17 protein-coding genes are annotated in these 15,477 nt (G+C 68.6%); 9 read left to right on the forward strand and 8 right to left on the reverse strand.

The genetic code is table 11. From position 1 onward, the window contains the following. Window positions 1–45 precede the first annotated feature (45 nt). Genes ACTHL9_RS12415 through ACTHL9_RS12450 form a run of 8 tightly spaced genes read right to left on the reverse strand, consistent with a single transcriptional unit; the run spans window position 46 to window position 7,262 of the window. Entirely contained in the window at window positions 46–1,197 is a 1,152-nt protein-coding gene (locus tag ACTHL9_RS12415) for a pyridoxal phosphate-dependent aminotransferase (RefSeq protein WP_440519480.1), read from the reverse strand. A gap of 13 nt (window positions 1,198–1,210) precedes the next feature. After that, the gene (locus ACTHL9_RS12420; protein ID WP_440519482.1) at window positions 1,211–2,077 is read right to left on the reverse strand and encodes an NAD(P)-dependent oxidoreductase; all 867 of its coding nucleotides are present in this window, start codon (window positions 2,075–2,077) and stop codon (window positions 1,211–1,213) included. Continuing rightward, complete coding sequence (locus tag ACTHL9_RS12425; RefSeq protein WP_440519483.1) at window positions 2,070–2,867, reverse strand: aldo/keto reductase; 798 nt, start codon at window positions 2,865–2,867, stop codon at window positions 2,070–2,072. The genes ACTHL9_RS12420 and ACTHL9_RS12425 overlap by 8 nt, the downstream gene beginning before the upstream one ends. 26 nt (window positions 2,868–2,893) lie before the next feature. Then, window positions 2,894–4,006, reverse strand: coding sequence for a M24 family metallopeptidase (locus ACTHL9_RS12430; RefSeq protein WP_440519485.1), 1,113 nt, complete (start codon window positions 4,004–4,006; stop codon window positions 2,894–2,896). 16 nt (window positions 4,007–4,022) lie between these two features. Then, window positions 4,023–4,700 carry a 4-carboxy-4-hydroxy-2-oxoadipate aldolase/oxaloacetate decarboxylase gene (locus ACTHL9_RS12435; protein WP_440519487.1) on the reverse strand — a complete coding sequence of 226 codons (678 nt, stop codon included), beginning with the start codon at window positions 4,698–4,700 and terminating at the stop codon, window positions 4,023–4,025. Next, window positions 4,697–5,731, reverse strand: coding sequence for a biotin-dependent carboxyltransferase family protein (locus ACTHL9_RS12440; protein WP_440519488.1), 1,035 nt, complete (start codon window positions 5,729–5,731; stop codon window positions 4,697–4,699). The genes ACTHL9_RS12435 and ACTHL9_RS12440 overlap by 4 nt, the downstream gene beginning before the upstream one ends. Then, window positions 5,731–6,453 (reverse strand): 5-oxoprolinase subunit B family protein, encoded by a 723-nt coding sequence (locus ACTHL9_RS12445; protein ID WP_440519489.1) that lies wholly within the window; start codon window positions 6,451–6,453, stop codon window positions 5,731–5,733. Before ACTHL9_RS12445 ends, ACTHL9_RS12440 begins: the two co-directional genes overlap by 1 nt. 26 nt (window positions 6,454–6,479) lie before the next feature. Then, entirely contained in the window at window positions 6,480–7,262 is a 783-nt protein-coding gene (locus tag ACTHL9_RS12450) for a LamB/YcsF family protein (RefSeq protein ID WP_440519491.1), read from the reverse strand. Window positions 7,263–7,390: 128 nt separating this feature from the next. On the opposite strand from ACTHL9_RS12450, the gene ACTHL9_RS12455 reads away from it, so the two are divergent. The 9 genes from ACTHL9_RS12455 to ACTHL9_RS12495 all read left to right on the forward strand — a co-directional run. Continuing rightward, window positions 7,391–8,323, forward strand: a complete 933-nt coding sequence (locus tag ACTHL9_RS12455; RefSeq protein ID WP_440519492.1) for a LysR substrate-binding domain-containing protein — start codon at window positions 7,391–7,393, stop codon at window positions 8,321–8,323. A 96-nt stretch (window positions 8,324–8,419) separates the two neighbouring features. Beyond that, complete coding sequence (locus tag ACTHL9_RS12460) at window positions 8,420–9,448, forward strand: 2-hydroxyacid dehydrogenase (RefSeq protein ID WP_440519493.1); 1,029 nt, start codon at window positions 8,420–8,422, stop codon at window positions 9,446–9,448. Between the two features lie 8 nt (window positions 9,449–9,456). Beyond that, window positions 9,457–10,164 carry a GntR family transcriptional regulator gene (locus ACTHL9_RS12465; RefSeq protein ID WP_440519494.1) on the forward strand — a complete coding sequence of 236 codons (708 nt, stop codon included), beginning with the start codon at window positions 9,457–9,459 and terminating at the stop codon, window positions 10,162–10,164. A 70-nt stretch (window positions 10,165–10,234) separates the two neighbouring features. Continuing rightward, a complete protein-coding gene (locus ACTHL9_RS12470) occupies window positions 10,235–10,987 on the forward strand; it encodes an SDR family NAD(P)-dependent oxidoreductase (protein WP_440519495.1) in 753 nt (250 codons plus the stop codon). Between the two features lie 7 nt (window positions 10,988–10,994). Beyond that, window positions 10,995–11,978, forward strand: coding sequence for a sugar phosphate isomerase/epimerase family protein (locus ACTHL9_RS12475; RefSeq protein ID WP_440519497.1), 984 nt, complete (start codon window positions 10,995–10,997; stop codon window positions 11,976–11,978). Next, window positions 11,978–12,766, forward strand: a complete 789-nt coding sequence (locus tag ACTHL9_RS12480; RefSeq protein WP_440519498.1) for an SDR family NAD(P)-dependent oxidoreductase — start codon at window positions 11,978–11,980, stop codon at window positions 12,764–12,766. The genes ACTHL9_RS12475 and ACTHL9_RS12480 overlap by 1 nt, the downstream gene beginning before the upstream one ends. Beyond that, the gene (locus ACTHL9_RS12485; RefSeq protein ID WP_440519499.1) at window positions 12,759–13,493 is read left to right on the forward strand and encodes an SDR family NAD(P)-dependent oxidoreductase; all 735 of its coding nucleotides are present in this window, start codon (window positions 12,759–12,761) and stop codon (window positions 13,491–13,493) included. Before ACTHL9_RS12480 ends, ACTHL9_RS12485 begins: the two co-directional genes overlap by 8 nt. Before the next feature lie 28 nt (window positions 13,494–13,521). Further along, window positions 13,522–14,565 (forward strand): zinc-binding dehydrogenase, encoded by a 1,044-nt coding sequence (locus tag ACTHL9_RS12490; RefSeq protein WP_440519500.1) that lies wholly within the window; start codon window positions 13,522–13,524, stop codon window positions 14,563–14,565. Between the two features lie 265 nt (window positions 14,566–14,830). After that, window positions 14,831–15,477 (forward strand): MFS transporter (locus tag ACTHL9_RS12495; RefSeq protein WP_440519501.1); only part of this gene is annotated, 647 nt, incomplete at its 3' end.

The following is a 15,477-nucleotide window of genomic DNA, read 5'->3' on the forward strand; positions in this document are numbered from 1 at the left end:
GAGAGGGGGAGCGCGTGACGAGAGGGGGCGCGTGACGAGAGGGGGTCAGAGAGCGGCGAGGCCAGCGGCCAGGCGCTTGATGCCCTCCACGATCTCTCGCTCGCCGGCTGCATAGGACAGCCTGAGGTGGTGTTCGCCGTGCGCGCCGAACTCGCTCCCGGGCCGGACAGCGACTCCGCCCTCGCGGAGGCGGCCCACGAGGTTGACTGACTCGATCTCGAAGTCGTACCGGGGGAACAGGTAGAACGCCCCATCGGGCGAGCTGGCGGTGAGGCCCTTGATGGAGGCGAGGCCCTCCTTCATGACTGCACGACGACGGCGGTAGGCCTCGAGCATCCGCCGCACCTCGTCGTCGCCCTCCTTGAGCGCGGCCAGCGCGGCGTACTGGTTGACGCCGCTCACCGAGCCGTTGAACGTGGCGTGGATGCGTGCGGCGGCGGCGACGACGTCGTGCGGTCCCCACACGTAGCCCACCCGCCAGCCGGTCATGGCGTACGTCTTGGAGAAGGTCTGGCAATAGATGGTGCGACCCCGAAGGGCCGGGACGGAAAGCGCTGACGTGAACGGCTCGGCCGTATATACGAGGTCGCTGTACGCCTCGTCGGAGAGCACCAGCGTGTCGGTTCCGGCGAGCATCTCGCCGAGGGCGTCGAGTTCGGCGCGGGTGTGCACGATGCCGGTCGGGTTCGACGGGTTGCAGAACACGAACAGCCGCGCGCCCCTGAGCGCCGCCTCGAGTGCGCCGAGGTCCCAGTGGAGGTCCTCGCGCAGGGGGACCGTCACGCATTCGCCGCCGGCCATGCTGATGAGATCCGAATAGAGCGAGTACGTGGGGTCGGGGATGACCACTTTGTCGCCGGGGTTGACGACGCCGAGGATCACCGCAGCGAGGCCCGCGGTGCCGCCTTGGGTCACCAGGACGTCGGCGGGCAGCAGTTCCTCGCCGGCCTGCGCGGAGAGCTTCTCGGCGAGGGCCTCGCGGAGGGCGGGCTCGCCGACGAGCGGCGAATAGTGCGTCCGCCCTTCGGCCATCGCACGCTCGGCCGCCTCGCGGATGGGGGCCGGGGTGTCGAAATTCGGCTCGCCCATCGCGAGGGAGACCAGGTTCGCCGTCGACTGCGGCTGCTGGACGCGCCTCGAGGTGCTCTCGATGCGCTGGACGGGCTCGGAGGGGCGGAACGCGAGGTCGGTGGTCATTCAGAGTCTCCTGTCAGTCCCGCGGCGCAGAGCGCAGAAGTTCCTGCACCACGGAATGGTCTTTCTCGCCGAGGCCCGTGCGCACGGCGGCTTCGAAGAGCGAGGTGGTCTCGCGGGTCACGGGCAGTTCCGCGCCGAGGCGGTTTCCGAAGCCGACGGCGTAGCGCAGGTCCTTGAGCTGGTTCACCGCGCTGCCGCCGAGGGCGTAGTCCCGCTCCAGGAGCTTCTGCGCCTTGAGGTCGAGGACCGCGCTCGCGGCGAGGCCGCCTCTGAGGACCTCGACGAGCTGCGCCTGCGAGAGGCCGGCACGCCGGGCGAGGTCGAGCGATTCGGCCAGCGCCACGAGCGTTCCCGCCACCACCACTTGATTGCAGAGCTTCGCGACCGCGCCGGACCCCGTGGGCCCCATGTTCTGGACCGTCGACGCGAACGTCTCCAGGAGGGGCCGCAGCTGCGCGAAGTCCGCGGGGTCTGCGCCGACCATGAGACTCAGGGTGCCGGCTTGGGCACCGGCGTCGCCGCCGCTCATGGGAGCGTCGACGACGCAGATGCCGTACGCCGCCGCACGTGCCGCGAGCGAGAGGATCTTGTCCGGCGAGGTGGTGCTCAGCACAAGGAGGTAACGGGTGCCGCTTCGAGCCCACTGCTCGAGGACGGACGACGGCGCCAGCTCGCTCAGCTGGTCCACGTCCGGGAGCGCTGAGATGACGACGGTGGCCGCAAGGTCCGCGGGGTCCGTAGCGACTTTCGCGGTGCCCCGGAAGGCCTCGGCCTTCTCGGCGGTGCGGTTCCACACCTGCAGCGCATACCCGTGCTCGGCGATGTGCCGCGCGATCGGGGCGCCCATCGGTCCGAGGCCGATGAGGGCTGCGTCATTCAAGTTCGCTGAGCCCATCGATGGCCTTCATCTCGTCCTCGGTGAGCGTGAACCGCATGACGTCGAGGTTGCTCAGCATGCGCTCTCGGTGCGCCGACTTCGGGACGACGGCGACGCCATGCTGCACGTCCCAGCGGATGATGACCTGAGTGGGCGTCACGTCGTGGGCCTTCGCGATCTCGGTCAGCACCGGATCCTCCAGCCGTGCGCTGCGCAGCGGGCTGTGAGCGCCCACCACGATTCCGCGCTCGCGGCACGCGGTGAGGTAGCGCTCGCTGTAGCAGACGGGACTCCACTGGAGCTGCGTCACCTCGGGGTACTCCCCGGTCTCGCGCTTGAGCGCATCGAGGAGGCGGATCTGGTAGTTGCTCACGCCGATCGCCCGCACGAGGCCTTCCTCGCGGGCCCGGATGAACTCCTTCCACGAGCCAACTCCCGGGCTGCCTCCCGGAGGCCAGTGCATGAGCCAGAGATCCACGTAGTCGCTTCCGAGGGCCTCAAGGCTTTGCTCGAGGGTCTTGCGTTCGAAGCCGACGGCGTCCGGCGGGAGCTTCGTGGTGATGAACAGTTCCTCGCGGGGGATGCTCGTCTGACGGAGGGCCGCTCCCACGGCGTCCTGATTCTGGTAGCGGGTGGCCGTGTCAACGCTGCGGTAGCCGAGGTCGAGGGCCTGGAGGATGGCCTCGGTGGCCTCCTGCCCGCGAAGCGGGTGGGTTCCGAACCCGATGAGGGGCATCTTGGCCCCCGCGGTCAGGGTGACCGTGGGGGTGGCGGTGGAAAGTGCTGAAGTCATGGAATTCCCTAACTGGTGCAGCTCGATTAGTGCAGCTCGATGAGACGCAGGGGCACGATGTTCAGCCGCTCATTCCCGGTCTCCGTGACGAGGACAGTGGTCTGGAAAGCGATGCCGGGACCCTGTTCGCGGGCGATCGCAGTGCGGACCGAGAGGGCCATCCCGGGCTCGAGGACCTCTTCGGAGGTCGCGGAGAGCAGCGGGCGGGCGGGCCCGGTTCCCACCGAGTAGCCGATGACCGGATCGAGCCGGTCGGGGGAGACCGTGCCCTGCAGCGCCCGCCGGTGGATTGCGAAGACCTCGTCGGCGCGGACACCCGGGCGGATGGCGGCGAGGGCGGTCTCGGTCGCGTCGGAGAGGGCGTCCGCGAGGCTCCGGAGAAGCGGCCCCGGCGTCTCGAACACGATCGTGGTGCCGGCCGTGCCCGTGTAGTTCTCGCTCAGCGGGTAGAGCGCGAACGGAAGGGGCTGGCTCGGGTCCAGGACGCCGGTCTCCTCGTGCCTCCCGAGGAGGGTCGCGATGCTCCTCGCCGGGTAGTAGCCTGCCCGCGTGACTCCGGCCGCGTGCTCGAGCGGAGACCAGAACTCTCCGCCGCCGGCCCGCCGCAGCGAGCGGTCCACGTTGCGGACGATCTCGTACACCCGCAGCTCGGGCGTCATCCTGTCGACCACCGCCGTGTACCCGATGTCGGCGAGATCCGCCGCGCCGCGGAGGCGACGGATTTCGTCGTCGTCCTTGATGCGCATGGCTGCGTCAAGCAGCGGCTCGGCAGCAATCGAGCCCTCCGCCTGCGCACCGCGCTCTGCGGCAATTCGGGACGAGGAGGGGAGACCGGCAAGATGCCTGCGGAGTACCGACGCGCGGCGCTCCTCGGCGTCCTCTCCCAGAGGCCAGAAGTCCGTGAGCCCTTGGTAGCCGCTCGCGGCGATCTTGGGCTGGTCGGCCTCGGAGGCGAGGAGTGTCGTGTTCCCGCCCGGCCCGAGGATGAGAACGGTCCCGGGGGCGGTGAAGGGGCGGATGTTGAGGTCGGCGAGGTAGGCGATTGCGCTCGGGCTCGTGGCGAGGAGCACGTCCGCGCGCGCCGCCTCCATCCGCTCGGCGACGCGCTGGACGCGCCGCTGGACTGGAGTGAGGGTCATGGTGGTTGTCATCGGATCAGACCTCGACCAGCAGGCCCTTGGCCTTGAGCTTCTCGGTCAGGCCGTGGAGCTCGATGACGGTCTTTCCTCCCGCGCGGTGCTGGGCCATGATCTCGGCCTCGTGGTCCTCGCGCGCCTTGCAGGCGCGGATGACGTCCTCGGCCTCCTCGGGGCGGATGACGACGATGCCATCGGCGTCTCCCTTGAGGATGTCGCCCGGGTTGACGGTCTGGCCGCCGACGGCCAGCGGAAAGTTGACCGGGCCGAGCGTCTCCTTGACCGTGCCCTCGATGCAGACCGAGCCCGAGAAGACGGGGAAGCCGAGCTCGATGATCTCGGCGCTGTCGCGGACCCCCGAGTCCGTGACGAAGGCCGCGAGGCCCTTCGACTGGCATGCGGTGGCGAGGACCTCGCCGAAAGAGCCTGACTGCTCGAGCTCGCCGGCCTCGACGATGACCACGTCGCCGGGCTGGGCGTAGGAGATCGCCACCTGGACCATGATGTTGTCTCCCGGCTGCGCCTTGACGGTGAACGCGGGGCCGCAGAAGGACATGCTCGGGTGGAGCGGCTTGATGCGATGGGACAGCGCGCCCTTGCGTCCCTGGGCCTCGTGGATGGTGGCGGAGGAGAATGCGCCGAGGCGCTCGACGACGTCGGCTGAGGGGCGGTCGATGCGGGTGTGGACGTGGATCACGGGAGCCTGCTTTCTGCTGGTTGGGGTGAGGGGACTGTGGGGGTTCGGGGAGCGGGGAGCCCCGCGTCGAAGTCGTGCACGCCGTGGGCCGCAAGCGCCTCCCAGCACCGCTCGCGGAGCCGCGTGAGGTGCAGGTGCTGGTCGAGTTGGCGGAGCGAAGCCTGCTCGAGCGTGGTCGGGCGGAAGCGGACGCGCTGGCCGGGGCGGGCCTGGGCTATCGCGTCCAGGGAGGGGAGGGTGAGCACGGCGAGGACCGGGTAGCCGGCGGTGACGCCGCGGCCGCGGTGGAGGACGAGCAGCTCCTGGGTCGAGGGGACCTCGATCGCGCCGACCGGGACGCCGCGCGAGAGAACTTCTCCCGTGGAGACGCGCTCGGGGAGGTGACCTGCCAGGCGGAGGCCCACGTGGTTGCTGCGCGGGCTCACCACATAGGGCTTCTCGAAGAGGCGGGACGCGGTGTCGCCGAATTCCGCGATGTCCGGGCCGTCGGTGACCTCGATCTGCGGCTCCTCCTCGATCCGGGCGGCGATGGGCCCGAGCCGGAGCAGGGGAAGGTCAAGCGACGGGTTCCGCAGCGGGGCCTGGCTGAGATTGCACGCGAGGCGCTGGCCCTTCTCGAGGCGCAGGCCGAAGCCGATCATGCTGTCCGGAGCGCAGCTGCCCAGCAGCATCGGGACCGTGAAGGAGCCGTGCACCGCCAGGTAGCTCCGGAGGCCGACCGTGCCGGGGTTGATCGTGACGACCTGGCCCGTCTCGACCGACACCGGCGAGTGGTCGGGCACGGTGTAGCCGTCGATCCGGATGCTCGCGACCGAGCCGGTGACGGCGATGAGCAGGTCGTTCTCCGCGGCGAAGGAGAGCCTGCTGGCCGTGATCTCGAGCAGTGGGGCGTTCTCGTGATTTGCTACGAGGATGTTGGCGAGCCGGGCCGAGTACTGGTCGAGGGCGCCGTTCACGGAGAAGCCGAGCGGTGGCCCGTCGAATCGGCCGAGGTCGGTGACCACGGTCATCCCGGGAGTGAGGATCAGCATCACTGCACCAGCTCGCCGAGCTTGACGCCGACGAGGCCGTCCCACTCGCTGGGCACGATGGCCCGGAAGCGGATCGTGTCGCCCGGACGGTAGGGAACCAGGGTCGCGCTCTCGCGGTCCATCACGTCCACGGGGGACAGGCCAATGAGCCGCCAGCCGCTCGGGGCCGCGACGGGCCCGACCACGCCCTGAGATCCCGCGACCGAGACGGCGTTCGGCGGCACCTGCAGACGCGGATCGGGAAGCCTTGGAATCGGCTTCGCGAAGGCCGGGCCGTCGATCATGCACGAGGCCGCGGGGCCGCCGAGGCAGCGCACCACGTATTCCTCGGCCGTGTGCAGCGCGATCACCTCGCCCTCGCTGATGCCCAGGAAGTCCGCGACCCAGCCGAGGTCCGGGCCGTGCTCGCCGCCGTACAGCACGGGAAGCGTGAAGCGGCGTGGGCTGTGACCCGCTGGATGGGGATCGTTATGGGCGTCGTGGAGGATGTCGTTGAGGACGACATCAAATACGGCCGACAGCATCTGGAACGTCTGGCGGGACGGGTCGAACTCGACGAGCAGCGAGTCGTACGTGGGCACCACGCCGTAGACGCCCGGCACCGGGCGCGCTCCGATCCATTCGGCGATGCGGTGCACGGCTTCCCACTGCTCCTGGGGGCCGGCGTCTTCGACGAGGACGCGGAAGGCGGCCTCGCCGCAGGGTGTTAATCGGGTTCTCATCGCGATTCTCTTGCGGAGCGGGCGGTCTAGCGCGAGGTGAGGGCGTTCGCCCCCGCGAGGGGAGCGATGGTCACGCCGGCATCGAGGAGGGCTTGCTTCACCCGACGGGCGACGGCGACGGCGTCCGGGCCGTCTCCGTGGAGCAGGACCGAGTCCGTGGTCACCGCCAGTTCCTTCCCGGTGCGGCTCACCACGATGCCATCGCGGACCATGCGGACCGTGCGCTCCACGATCGCGTCGGTGTCGTGGATGACGGCGTTCGGCTCGCGGCGCGGGGTGAGAGTGCCGTCGTCCTCGTAGTTGCGGTCGATCACGCCGACGAGGCCGATATTGATGCCGCGACGGGCGGCGGTGTCGACCACCGCGCCGGCCTGGGTGAGGACGATGATCGAGGGGTCCACCTGCGCCACCGCTTCGACCATGGCCTCGGCGTAGTCCTCACGCGTGATCACGAGGTTTCCGAGCCGGCCGTGCGGACAGAGGTGCGTGACCGCGGTACCGTGAGCGGCGGCGAAGCCCGAGAGGGCCCCGAGCTGGTAGATCACGTCGGTGCGCACCTCGTCGGCCGTGAGGTCCATCGCCCGGCGGCCGAAGCCCACCAGGTCGGGAAAGCTCGGGTGCGCTCCGATGCTGACTCCGCGGCGGACGCACTCGCCCACAGTTCGGTCCATGACGCGGGGGTCGCCGGCGTGGAAGCCGCACGCGACGTTCGCCGAGCTGACAATGTCGAGGAGGGCGTCGTCGTCGCCCATCGTGTAGGCCCCGAAGCTCTCGCCGAGATCCGCGATCAGATCCACTGTGGTCGTCATCGAGCCCTCCTGTGATGGGTTGGGGTGTTGGAAAAACCGTACGGGCGGCGCTCGCGGTGCGCTAATATGCGTTTCGCATAGACATATATGCCTGCCTTATGGCACACACCGAAACATCGGAGATCTTGATGGAAACGCGGCGTCTGCGGTACTTTGTGACCATCGTCGACAGTGGGACGATCACGAGGGCCGCGGAATTGCTCCACCTTGCCCAGCCTGCCCTGAGCCAGCACGTCTCGGCTTTGGAATCGGAATTCAAGCAGCAGCTGCTCGTGCGCAGTCGCCGCGGAATTGTGCCGACTGCGGCGGGCCGTTCGCTCTACCGCTACGCACAGAGCATTCTGCGGCTCGAGAGTGAAGCCCACCACGAGATCAACTCCGAGGTGTCGAGCCCTTCGGGGACGGTCACGATCGGCCTCGCGCCCTACAGTCTGGCGTCCAGCCTGGCGATTCCGATCCTTCAAGCCGTGCGGTCGCGCTATCCGCGCATCGTGATGAGAATTGTCGAGACGCTCACGGTGATCCACAGCCAGGCCATTCGCATGGGTCAAATAGATGCAGCGCTTGTTTTTGACCCGGGGCCTGTTCGAGGAGTGAATTTCGACCGGATTTCGACTGACCCCCTCGTGCTCGTGACGCCGGCCGATCTCGAAGTCCCGGGCGCGAGTGAGGATGAGGTTCCCATTTCGGCACTCGCGGATTTCGAATTCATTCTTCCCGTCCGCACGCACACCCTGCGGAGCCTCATGGAACAGACCCTCAGCAGGGCCGGGCTCGAGCTCAAGGTCCTCATCGAGATGGAGCACAGCCGCCCCCTGACGGAGGCCGTGGCGTTGGGGCTCGGCGTGACGGTCCTCCCGCTGCCAGCGGCCCAGGCCCGATTCCGGGGCGAGGAGTTCCGCCTCCGGCGCATCACCAATCCCGAACTCACGGTCGGGTTTGCCCTTGCGACGCCCGACCACGAGCCCCTGTCCGCTGCCGCCGACGCGGTCGTCCAGACCCTCCGCGAGATGCTGCTCGGCCCGGAGGGGCCGTGGACGGGGACGGACCAGGCGGACTGAGCGGCGGCCCGCGAAGGGGTTGACAACTCCCGGTCTCCTCAAATTCTATAGAATATAGATTTGCCCGATGGAGGGCAGCCGACGGACGGAGACCCCTTGACCTATCGAGTCGCAGTCACCAAGGGCTACGCGGAGGAGGACGGCAGCACGATCTTCGGGGACATCGGCCTCTCGCGGCTGACCGAGGCGGGCCTCGAATGGAAGGTGCTGCCCCAGAAAGCGGGGCATCTCGCGGCCGACCAGCTCGAGGGCTTCGATGCGGTGCTGGTGCTCGGCGCCGCGCGCGTGGCCGAGGCCTCGCTGCCGGCTGGCCGGCTCCGGCACATCGCCCGCTTCGGCGCGGGGTTCGATGCGGTGGACGTCGCGGCGTGCACCCGCCGCGGGATCCTCCTGACGAATTGCCCGGACGCAGTGCGACGCCCCGTCGCGGACTCGGGCATCGCCCTGCTCTTCGCGCTGGCGCACAACCTGGTCATCAAGGACCGGCTCGTCCGCGAGGGCCGATGGGACGAGCGTGCCGACTGGCGCGGATCGGGGCTCGATGGCGCGACTGTCGGCATCGTGGGCCTCGGCGGAATCGGCCTCGAAACTGCTCGCCTCGTCCGCGCCCTCGGCATCCGGACCATCGCCTACAACCGCTCCGACCGCCGTCGTGAGGCCGAGGCCCTCGGCGTGGAGGTGCTGGGGCTCGACGCGGTCCTCGCGCAGAGCGACTACCTCATGATCACTGTTGCTGCGAACGCAGGAACCCGTCATCTCATCGGCGACCGCGAGCTCTCGCTCCTGAAGCCCACGTCGCGCCTCATCAACCTCGCCCGTGGCAGCGTCGTGGACGAGGAGGCGCTCATCCGGCGGCTCTCGGACGGCCGGCTCGCGGGCGCCGGGCTCGACGTGTTCGAGCGTGAACCACTCGACGTGAAGAGCCCGCTTGCCGCGATGGACAACGTGATCCTCGCGCCCCATTCGCTGTGCTGGACTGACAGCTTCACGGACGCCGTCTCGGGCAGCGTGATCGAGTCGCTTATCGACGCAAGCCGGGGCATCGTGCCGCGGAACGCCGTGAACCCCGAGGCGTGGGCGGCGCAGCGAGAGCCTCAGGGTGCCGGGACGGCGGGTGTCGGATGATAGATCTCATGAACCCACGGACCGTCCAGAGCAGCGCGCGGCCCATCCGCAGGGCCGGACTGCGCGAAAGCGTCTACGAGTCGATCCTGGAGATGCTCGTCGAGGGTCAGGTCGGGGAAGGCGCTCCGCTTCGGGTCGAGGCCCTCGCCCAGCTCCTCGAGGTCTCGCCAACGCCAGTCCGCGAGGCACTCGTGCAGCTCGAGTCCACCGGGCTCGTGAAGTACGTGGCGAACAAGGGCTACACCGCCGCACCGCACCTTTCCGCCGACGAGAAGGTGGCCATGATGGACGCCCGGCTCGTCCTTGAGGTCGCTGCCGTGCGTCGGGCTGCCGAACTCGGCGATCCGTCCGTCCCGAGCCACCTCCGCGACGTTCTCGAGGACCAGCGCGAGGCGGCGTCCCGGCTCGGGGGATCGGGCGGCGAGCAGCAGAAGGACGCGCTCCGCGAGTTCCTCAAGCTCGACCACTCGTTCCACGACGGGATCCTGCACGGCTGCGGAAACCACTTCCTGTTCCGGCTGGCCGCCACGTTGGACGCCCAGGCGCAGCGCATGCGGCAGTCGTTCCTCAACGGCATTCCGGACGCGGACGACGTTCTGGCCGAGCATTCCGCGATCGCGGAGGCCATTGCCACCGGGGATCCGGATGCCGCGGAGCGCGCCATGCGCGATCACCTGGAACGGGTCCTCACCCTCTCGCTGACACAGGCAGACTGAGCGCGCCGATCCAGGTCAAGAGCACTTGGATGCCGGGGATTATATAGATTATCTAATTCGAAGGAGAATCATGGCAGGCACAGCAATCATCACGGGGGCCGGGTCGGCGCGGGGAATCGGCGCCGAGCTCGCACGGCGGCTCGCAAAGTCCGGGTGGAATCTTGGGCTGGTCGACATCGACGAAAGCGCCGTCAAGGCAGTGGCGGGCGAGATCGAGTCGGACTTCGGCGTGCGCGCGCTCGGTGTCGGGGCGGACATCTCGGACGAGACCGCCGTCGACCAGGCGATCAGCAGGTTCGAGCAGGAGCTGCCCCCGATCCAGGCCCTCGTGAACAGCGCGGGCGTCAGCTCGCCGGTTGCATTCCTCGACCTCGACCTGGCCGCCTGGGAGCGTGTCATGCGTATCAACGCCACGGGAACGTTCGTCATCACGCGACGCGTGGTCCCCGGCATGATGGAGCGCGGCTACGGGCGCGTCGTCAGCCTCGGATCGACCGCCATGCAGAACGGCGGCGGCACCTTCAGCAAGTCGGCCTACGCCGCCTCGAAGGGCGCCATCGAAGCCTTCTCCCGCGCCCTTGCCCTGGAGATCGCGCCGCAGGGCGTCACGGTCAACGTGATCGCCCCGGCCACGATCGACACCGACATCATGGGCGGCCCCATCACGGAGGACCGCAAGCCGAAGTTCCTGGCGCAGCTCCCGGTCGGCCGTATCGGCACGCCCGGCGAGGTTGCCGCGCTCATCGAGTTCCTCATCGGCGAGGAGGCGGGCTACATCACGGGCGCCACCTACAACATCAACGGGGGCCTCCGCATTGGCTAGCCCGGCAGTGACCAGCGCGGCAGTGGCCAGCGCGGCGCTTGCCAGTGCGCGCACCGCGAACTGGAGCATCTCCGCGGCGATGCTCCAGTTCCCAGGAATGCACGACGCCGTTCCTGTCGCCGAATTGCCCTCCGAGGTGTGGCGGCAGCAGCTCCAGCCCGTCGTCGAGGCGGGCTTCTCCGCCGTCGAAATCTCGACGTCGTGGATCAGCATCGGAGACCTCGCACCGCAGCGCCTCGCGGAGCTGCGCGCGGTCCTCGACGAGGCGGGACTCAAGGTTCCGGGCATTTCCGTCGTCCGTCGCAGCGTCATCCACCCGGAGCGGGGCGAGGCGAATCTGGCGCTCGCACACCGGACCATCGACGCCGCCGCGGCGCTCCGCGCGCCCATCGTGTGCCTCGGCCTCCACGACGAGCTCCTAGATGCCCAGATGCAGGTGACGTGGTTCTGGACCGTGCCCGGTCCGGAGCGTCCCGCCGATCCGGAGACGTACCAACTTGCCGTCCGCCGCTATCGCGAGCTCGCCGAGCATGCAGCGAGCGTCGGCGTCGAGCTCTCCCTCGAGCTGTACGAGGACACGTACCTCGGGAGCGGGAAGGACGCGGTGAGGTTCCTCGCCGACATCGGGCATGCCGCCGTCGGCCTCAACCCGGACGTCGGCAACCTGATCCGCCAGCAGCGGCCCATCGAGAGCTGGCAGGAGACCTTCGCCCTCACCCTCCCGCACGCCAACTACTGGCACATCAAGAACTATGCGCGGCTCGAGGACCCCTCGCGGGGTCTGGTGCTCACCCACCCAACCTCGCTCGAACTCGGCATCATCAATTACCGGGACATGATCCAGGCCGCGATCGCCCAAGGCTTCACCGGGGCATTTGTCGTAGAGCACTACGGGGGCGACGGCCCGAGCGTCGGGGCCTCGAATGCGAAATACCTGCGCAGCATCCTGCCTGCGCGCACAAGATCTCACACCTCAGAAACGGAGAAGTAATGGTTCTGCCCGCATACCCCGCCGCCCCGTTCCCCACAGAACGTACCGCCATCGTCACCGGCGCCGCCTCGCCCCGCGGCATCGGGCGCGCCACGGCCCAGCGGCTCGCGCAGCAGGGCTGGGCGGTCGCCGTCGTCGACCTCGATCGCGAAGCCAGCGAGAAGGTGGCCCTCGAGATCCAGGAGCAGCACGGCGGCGCGGTACTCGGCGTGGGCGCTGACATCAGCGACCGCGAGTCGGTCGACGCGGCCGTCGCGGAGATCGCGAAGTCACTCCCGCAGGTCGTGGGGCTCGTCAATAATGCCGGGATCAGCTCACCGACCCCGTTCCTCGAGGTGACGGACGCGGAATGGCGGCGGGTCATCGATGTCAACCTCAACGGCACGTTCTACATCACGCAGGCCGCGGTGAAGATCATGGCGGAGCACAAAGTGGGACGCATCGTGAATATCTCCTCCGCCTCCGCCGAGCGCGGCGGCGGGGTGTACGGGCGGGCGGCCTATTCGTCGTCGAAGGCTGCCCTGCTGGGAATGTCCCGCACGCTGGCCCGCGAACTCGGGCAGTACGGCATCACGGCCAATTCCGTGGCGCCGGGCTCGATCGATACGGACATCATGGGCGGTCGCCTGAGCGATGAGCGCAAGGCGTTCCTGCTGCAGGAATTGCCCGTGGGCAGGATCGGCACGGTCGACGACGTGGCGAACGTCATCGAATTCCTCCTGCGGGAGGAATCGGGTTACCTCACCGGCGTGACGTACGACGTGAACGGAGGATCCCACATTGCCTGAGTTCAGCGCGGACCTCACGGGGCAGACCGCGGTCGTCACCGGGACGAGCTCGGGGATCGGCCGGGCCATCGCCGAGCTGTACTTGCGGAACGGCGCGGAAGTAATCGGGATCCAGCGGCGTCCTGCCGGAATCTCGCACGAGCGCTATCGCGATGTCACCGCCGACTTGGCCTCCCCCGACGAGCTAGCCGATGCCGCGCGGTCCGTCCTCGACCATCATCGCGTGGACATCCTCGTGAACAATGCGGGAATCAATATCCGGCACAAATTCGAGGAATTCCCCGGCGACGACTGGGACCAGGTGCTGCAGGTCAATCTCCGCACCGTCATGGAGCTCATCCAGCTCTTCGGCCGGCCCATGCTCGATCGGGGCGACGGCACGGTCATCAATATGGCGTCCATGCTGTGCTTCTTCGGGGGCTTCACGGCCTCTGCCTACGCGGCCTCGAAGGGTGCGGTGGGGCAGCTCACCAAGTCGATCGCGAACGAATGGGCTCCGCGCGGGGTGAACGTCAACGCCATCGCGCCGGGCTTCATCGACACCGAGATGAATGTCGCCCTGCTCGCCAACGAGACGCGGGAGCGCCAGATCCGTGATCGTATCCCGGCGGGGCGGTGGGGGCGTCCGGAGGACATCGCGGGTGCGGCGCTGTTCCTCGCCTCGGGGGCGGCGCGCTACGTCCATGGCGTGGTGCTGCCGGTCGACGGCGGATATCTGTCGCGCTGAGAATTTCGGCTTCGAGAAAGGGAATCAGATGATGAAAGCTGTTATTGCCCACGGCGAAGGGGATCTCCGGGTCGAGTCGGTTGCACCGGTCGTCGTCTCGCCGGATCGCGTCCTCGTGCGCATCGTCTACGGGGGGATCTGCGGTTCGGATCTGCACTACGCGAAGGACGGGCGCAACGGCGCCTACGTCATCAAGACCCCGCTGACTCTCGGGCACGAGGTGGTGGGCGTGGTCCACGACATCGGGCCAGCCGCGGAGACGAGCCTCGGCGTGGGCGCGCGGGTCGCCATCCATCCGGCGCGGCCCACCCCTCTCCCCGGTGGCGTGCACGGGGCCGGCTTCAACCTCACCCCCGGCGGCAGCTACCTGGGCAGCGCCTCGACCGATCCCCACACCCAAGGCGGCTTGGTCGAATTCCTCGAGGTCACCCCAGAGCAGCTCCGCGAACTCCCGGACGGCCTGCCGCTTCGGCGCGCGGCCCTCTCCGAGCCGCTCGCTGTGGCCCTGCACGGGGTCGGCAGGCTCGGCGAACGGGTTCGCGGGGCGAACGTCCTCGTGAGCGGCGCCGGACCCATCGGCTGCCTGGCGATCATTGCGCTCCGCGCCGCTGGCGCGGGCCGCGTGGTGGCCGCGGACCTTCAGGAGCTCCCGCGCGAGGTCGCGCGCGAGGTGGGAGCCGACGACGTCGTCCGCCTGGGTGCCGGGGAACGGATTGAGGCGGGGGGCTACGACATCGTGGTGGAGGCCGCCGGAGTCGTGCCCTCTCTCGTGGCTGCCCTCGACGCCGTGCGGCCGGGAGGCTCCGTCCTCCAGCTCGGCATGCTCCCGGCGGGACCTCTGCCGATTCCGATGGCGGGGCTCATCGCCAAGGAGGTCACCCTCTTCGGTTCGCAGCGGTTCGACGTCGAGCTCGACGCCTCGGTGGCGCTGCTGGCCGCCGATCCGCGCGCGGAGGCAGTCATCACGCAGGTCTTCGGAATCGACGAAGCCCAGGACGCATTTGCCTGCGCGGCGGATTCCTCGCGCTCGTCGAAAGTGCTCATCAACATTTCCGAGGACCCGGAGAAATAGCCTCTCCAGCAATTCCGGATAGAAATTGAATAACGCTCAGGGGCGATGCCGCGCTGCCCGCGCGGCGTCGCCCCTTGCTGCCTACGCCCAGCAATGCCGCGGGTTCTGCGGCCCGCAGGGTCCTACATAAGGATTTGATTGGGTCCCATGTGAAACGGCTATCGAACCGCTCTTGATCCAGCGTGAAGTGGCTCACAATACTTATTCCAGTCCCCCAGAATCTAACGGGCGGACGGCCCCACCATCCCCATCTGAGGAGTGCTCCATGTCCCAAACACGGGAAACGCTGGTTTCCGAACGCGTTGAAACGCGTTCGATCAGCGCCAAATCGGTGATCGCCGGCCTGTCCGGGATATTCGTCGAACTCTACGACAACGCCATCTACGGATTCCTGGCGGGAACCCTCGCGGTCGTCTTCTTCCCCGGCGGCGACCCGTCGACCGCCATGCTGCTCGCGCTCGTTGCCTTCGGCATTCCGTTCTTCATCCGCCCGCTCGGTGCGGCGGTGGGCGGCTACTGGGGCGACAGGATCGGCCGCCGCGCCGTCCTCATCTTCCTGGTCACCACGATGAGCGCCGCGACCGGCCTCATCGGCGTCCTTCCGAGCGCCGCGGCGATCGGCGTCGCGTCCCCCATCCTCCTCGTGGTGCTCCGCTTCATCCAGGGCTTCTCGATGGGTGCGGAGACCGGCAACGGCAATTCCTACCTTTCCGAGAATGCGCCGCAGAACAAGCGCGGCCAGGTGGTCAGCTACGCCAACGCGGCAACCTTCATCGCCATGATGTTCGGCACGCTGTTCGCCGCCGCCCTGACTGCGGCCCTCGGGGGCGCTGCGATGGCGGAGTGGGGCTGGCGCCTCCCGTTCCTCGTGGCCTTCCCGATGGGTCTCGCGGCTCTCTGGGTCCGGTTCAG

The sequence above is a fragment of the Sinomonas sp. genome, assembly GCF_051955515.1.
Classification (GTDB): Bacteria; Actinomycetota; Actinomycetes; order Actinomycetales; family Micrococcaceae; genus Sinomonas.

Excerpts from the sequence above, each read along its gene's own strand:
- ACTHL9_RS12490 (WP_440519500.1), top strand. The coding sequence starts at position 13,522 with ATGATGAAAGCTGTTATTGCCCACGGCGAAGGGGATCTCCGGGTCGAG.
- ACTHL9_RS12465 (WP_440519494.1), top strand. The coding sequence starts at position 9,457 with ATGAACCCACGGACCGTCCAGAGCAGCGCGCGGCCCATCCGCAGGGCC.
- ACTHL9_RS12415 (WP_440519480.1), bottom strand. The coding sequence starts at position 1,197 with ATGACCACCGACCTCGCGTTCCGCCCCTCCGAGCCCGTCCAGCGCATC.
- ACTHL9_RS12455 (WP_440519492.1), top strand. The coding sequence starts at position 7,391 with ATGGAAACGCGGCGTCTGCGGTACTTTGTGACCATCGTCGACAGTGGG.
- ACTHL9_RS12440 (WP_440519488.1), bottom strand. The coding sequence starts at position 5,731 with ATGCTGATCCTCACTCCCGGGATGACCGTGGTCACCGACCTCGGCCGA.
- ACTHL9_RS12480 (WP_440519498.1), top strand. The coding sequence starts at position 11,978 with ATGGTTCTGCCCGCATACCCCGCCGCCCCGTTCCCCACAGAACGTACC.
- ACTHL9_RS12470 (WP_440519495.1), top strand. The coding sequence starts at position 10,235 with ATGGCAGGCACAGCAATCATCACGGGGGCCGGGTCGGCGCGGGGAATC.
- ACTHL9_RS12430 (WP_440519485.1), bottom strand. The coding sequence starts at position 4,006 with ATGACCCTCACTCCAGTCCAGCGGCGCGTCCAGCGCGTCGCCGAGCGG.
- ACTHL9_RS12450 (WP_440519491.1), bottom strand. The coding sequence starts at position 7,262 with ATGACGACCACAGTGGATCTGATCGCGGATCTCGGCGAGAGCTTCGGG.
- ACTHL9_RS12425 (WP_440519483.1), bottom strand. The coding sequence starts at position 2,867 with ATGACTTCAGCACTTTCCACCGCCACCCCCACGGTCACCCTGACCGCG.
- ACTHL9_RS12445 (WP_440519489.1), bottom strand. The coding sequence starts at position 6,453 with ATGAGAACCCGATTAACACCCTGCGGCGAGGCCGCCTTCCGCGTCCTC.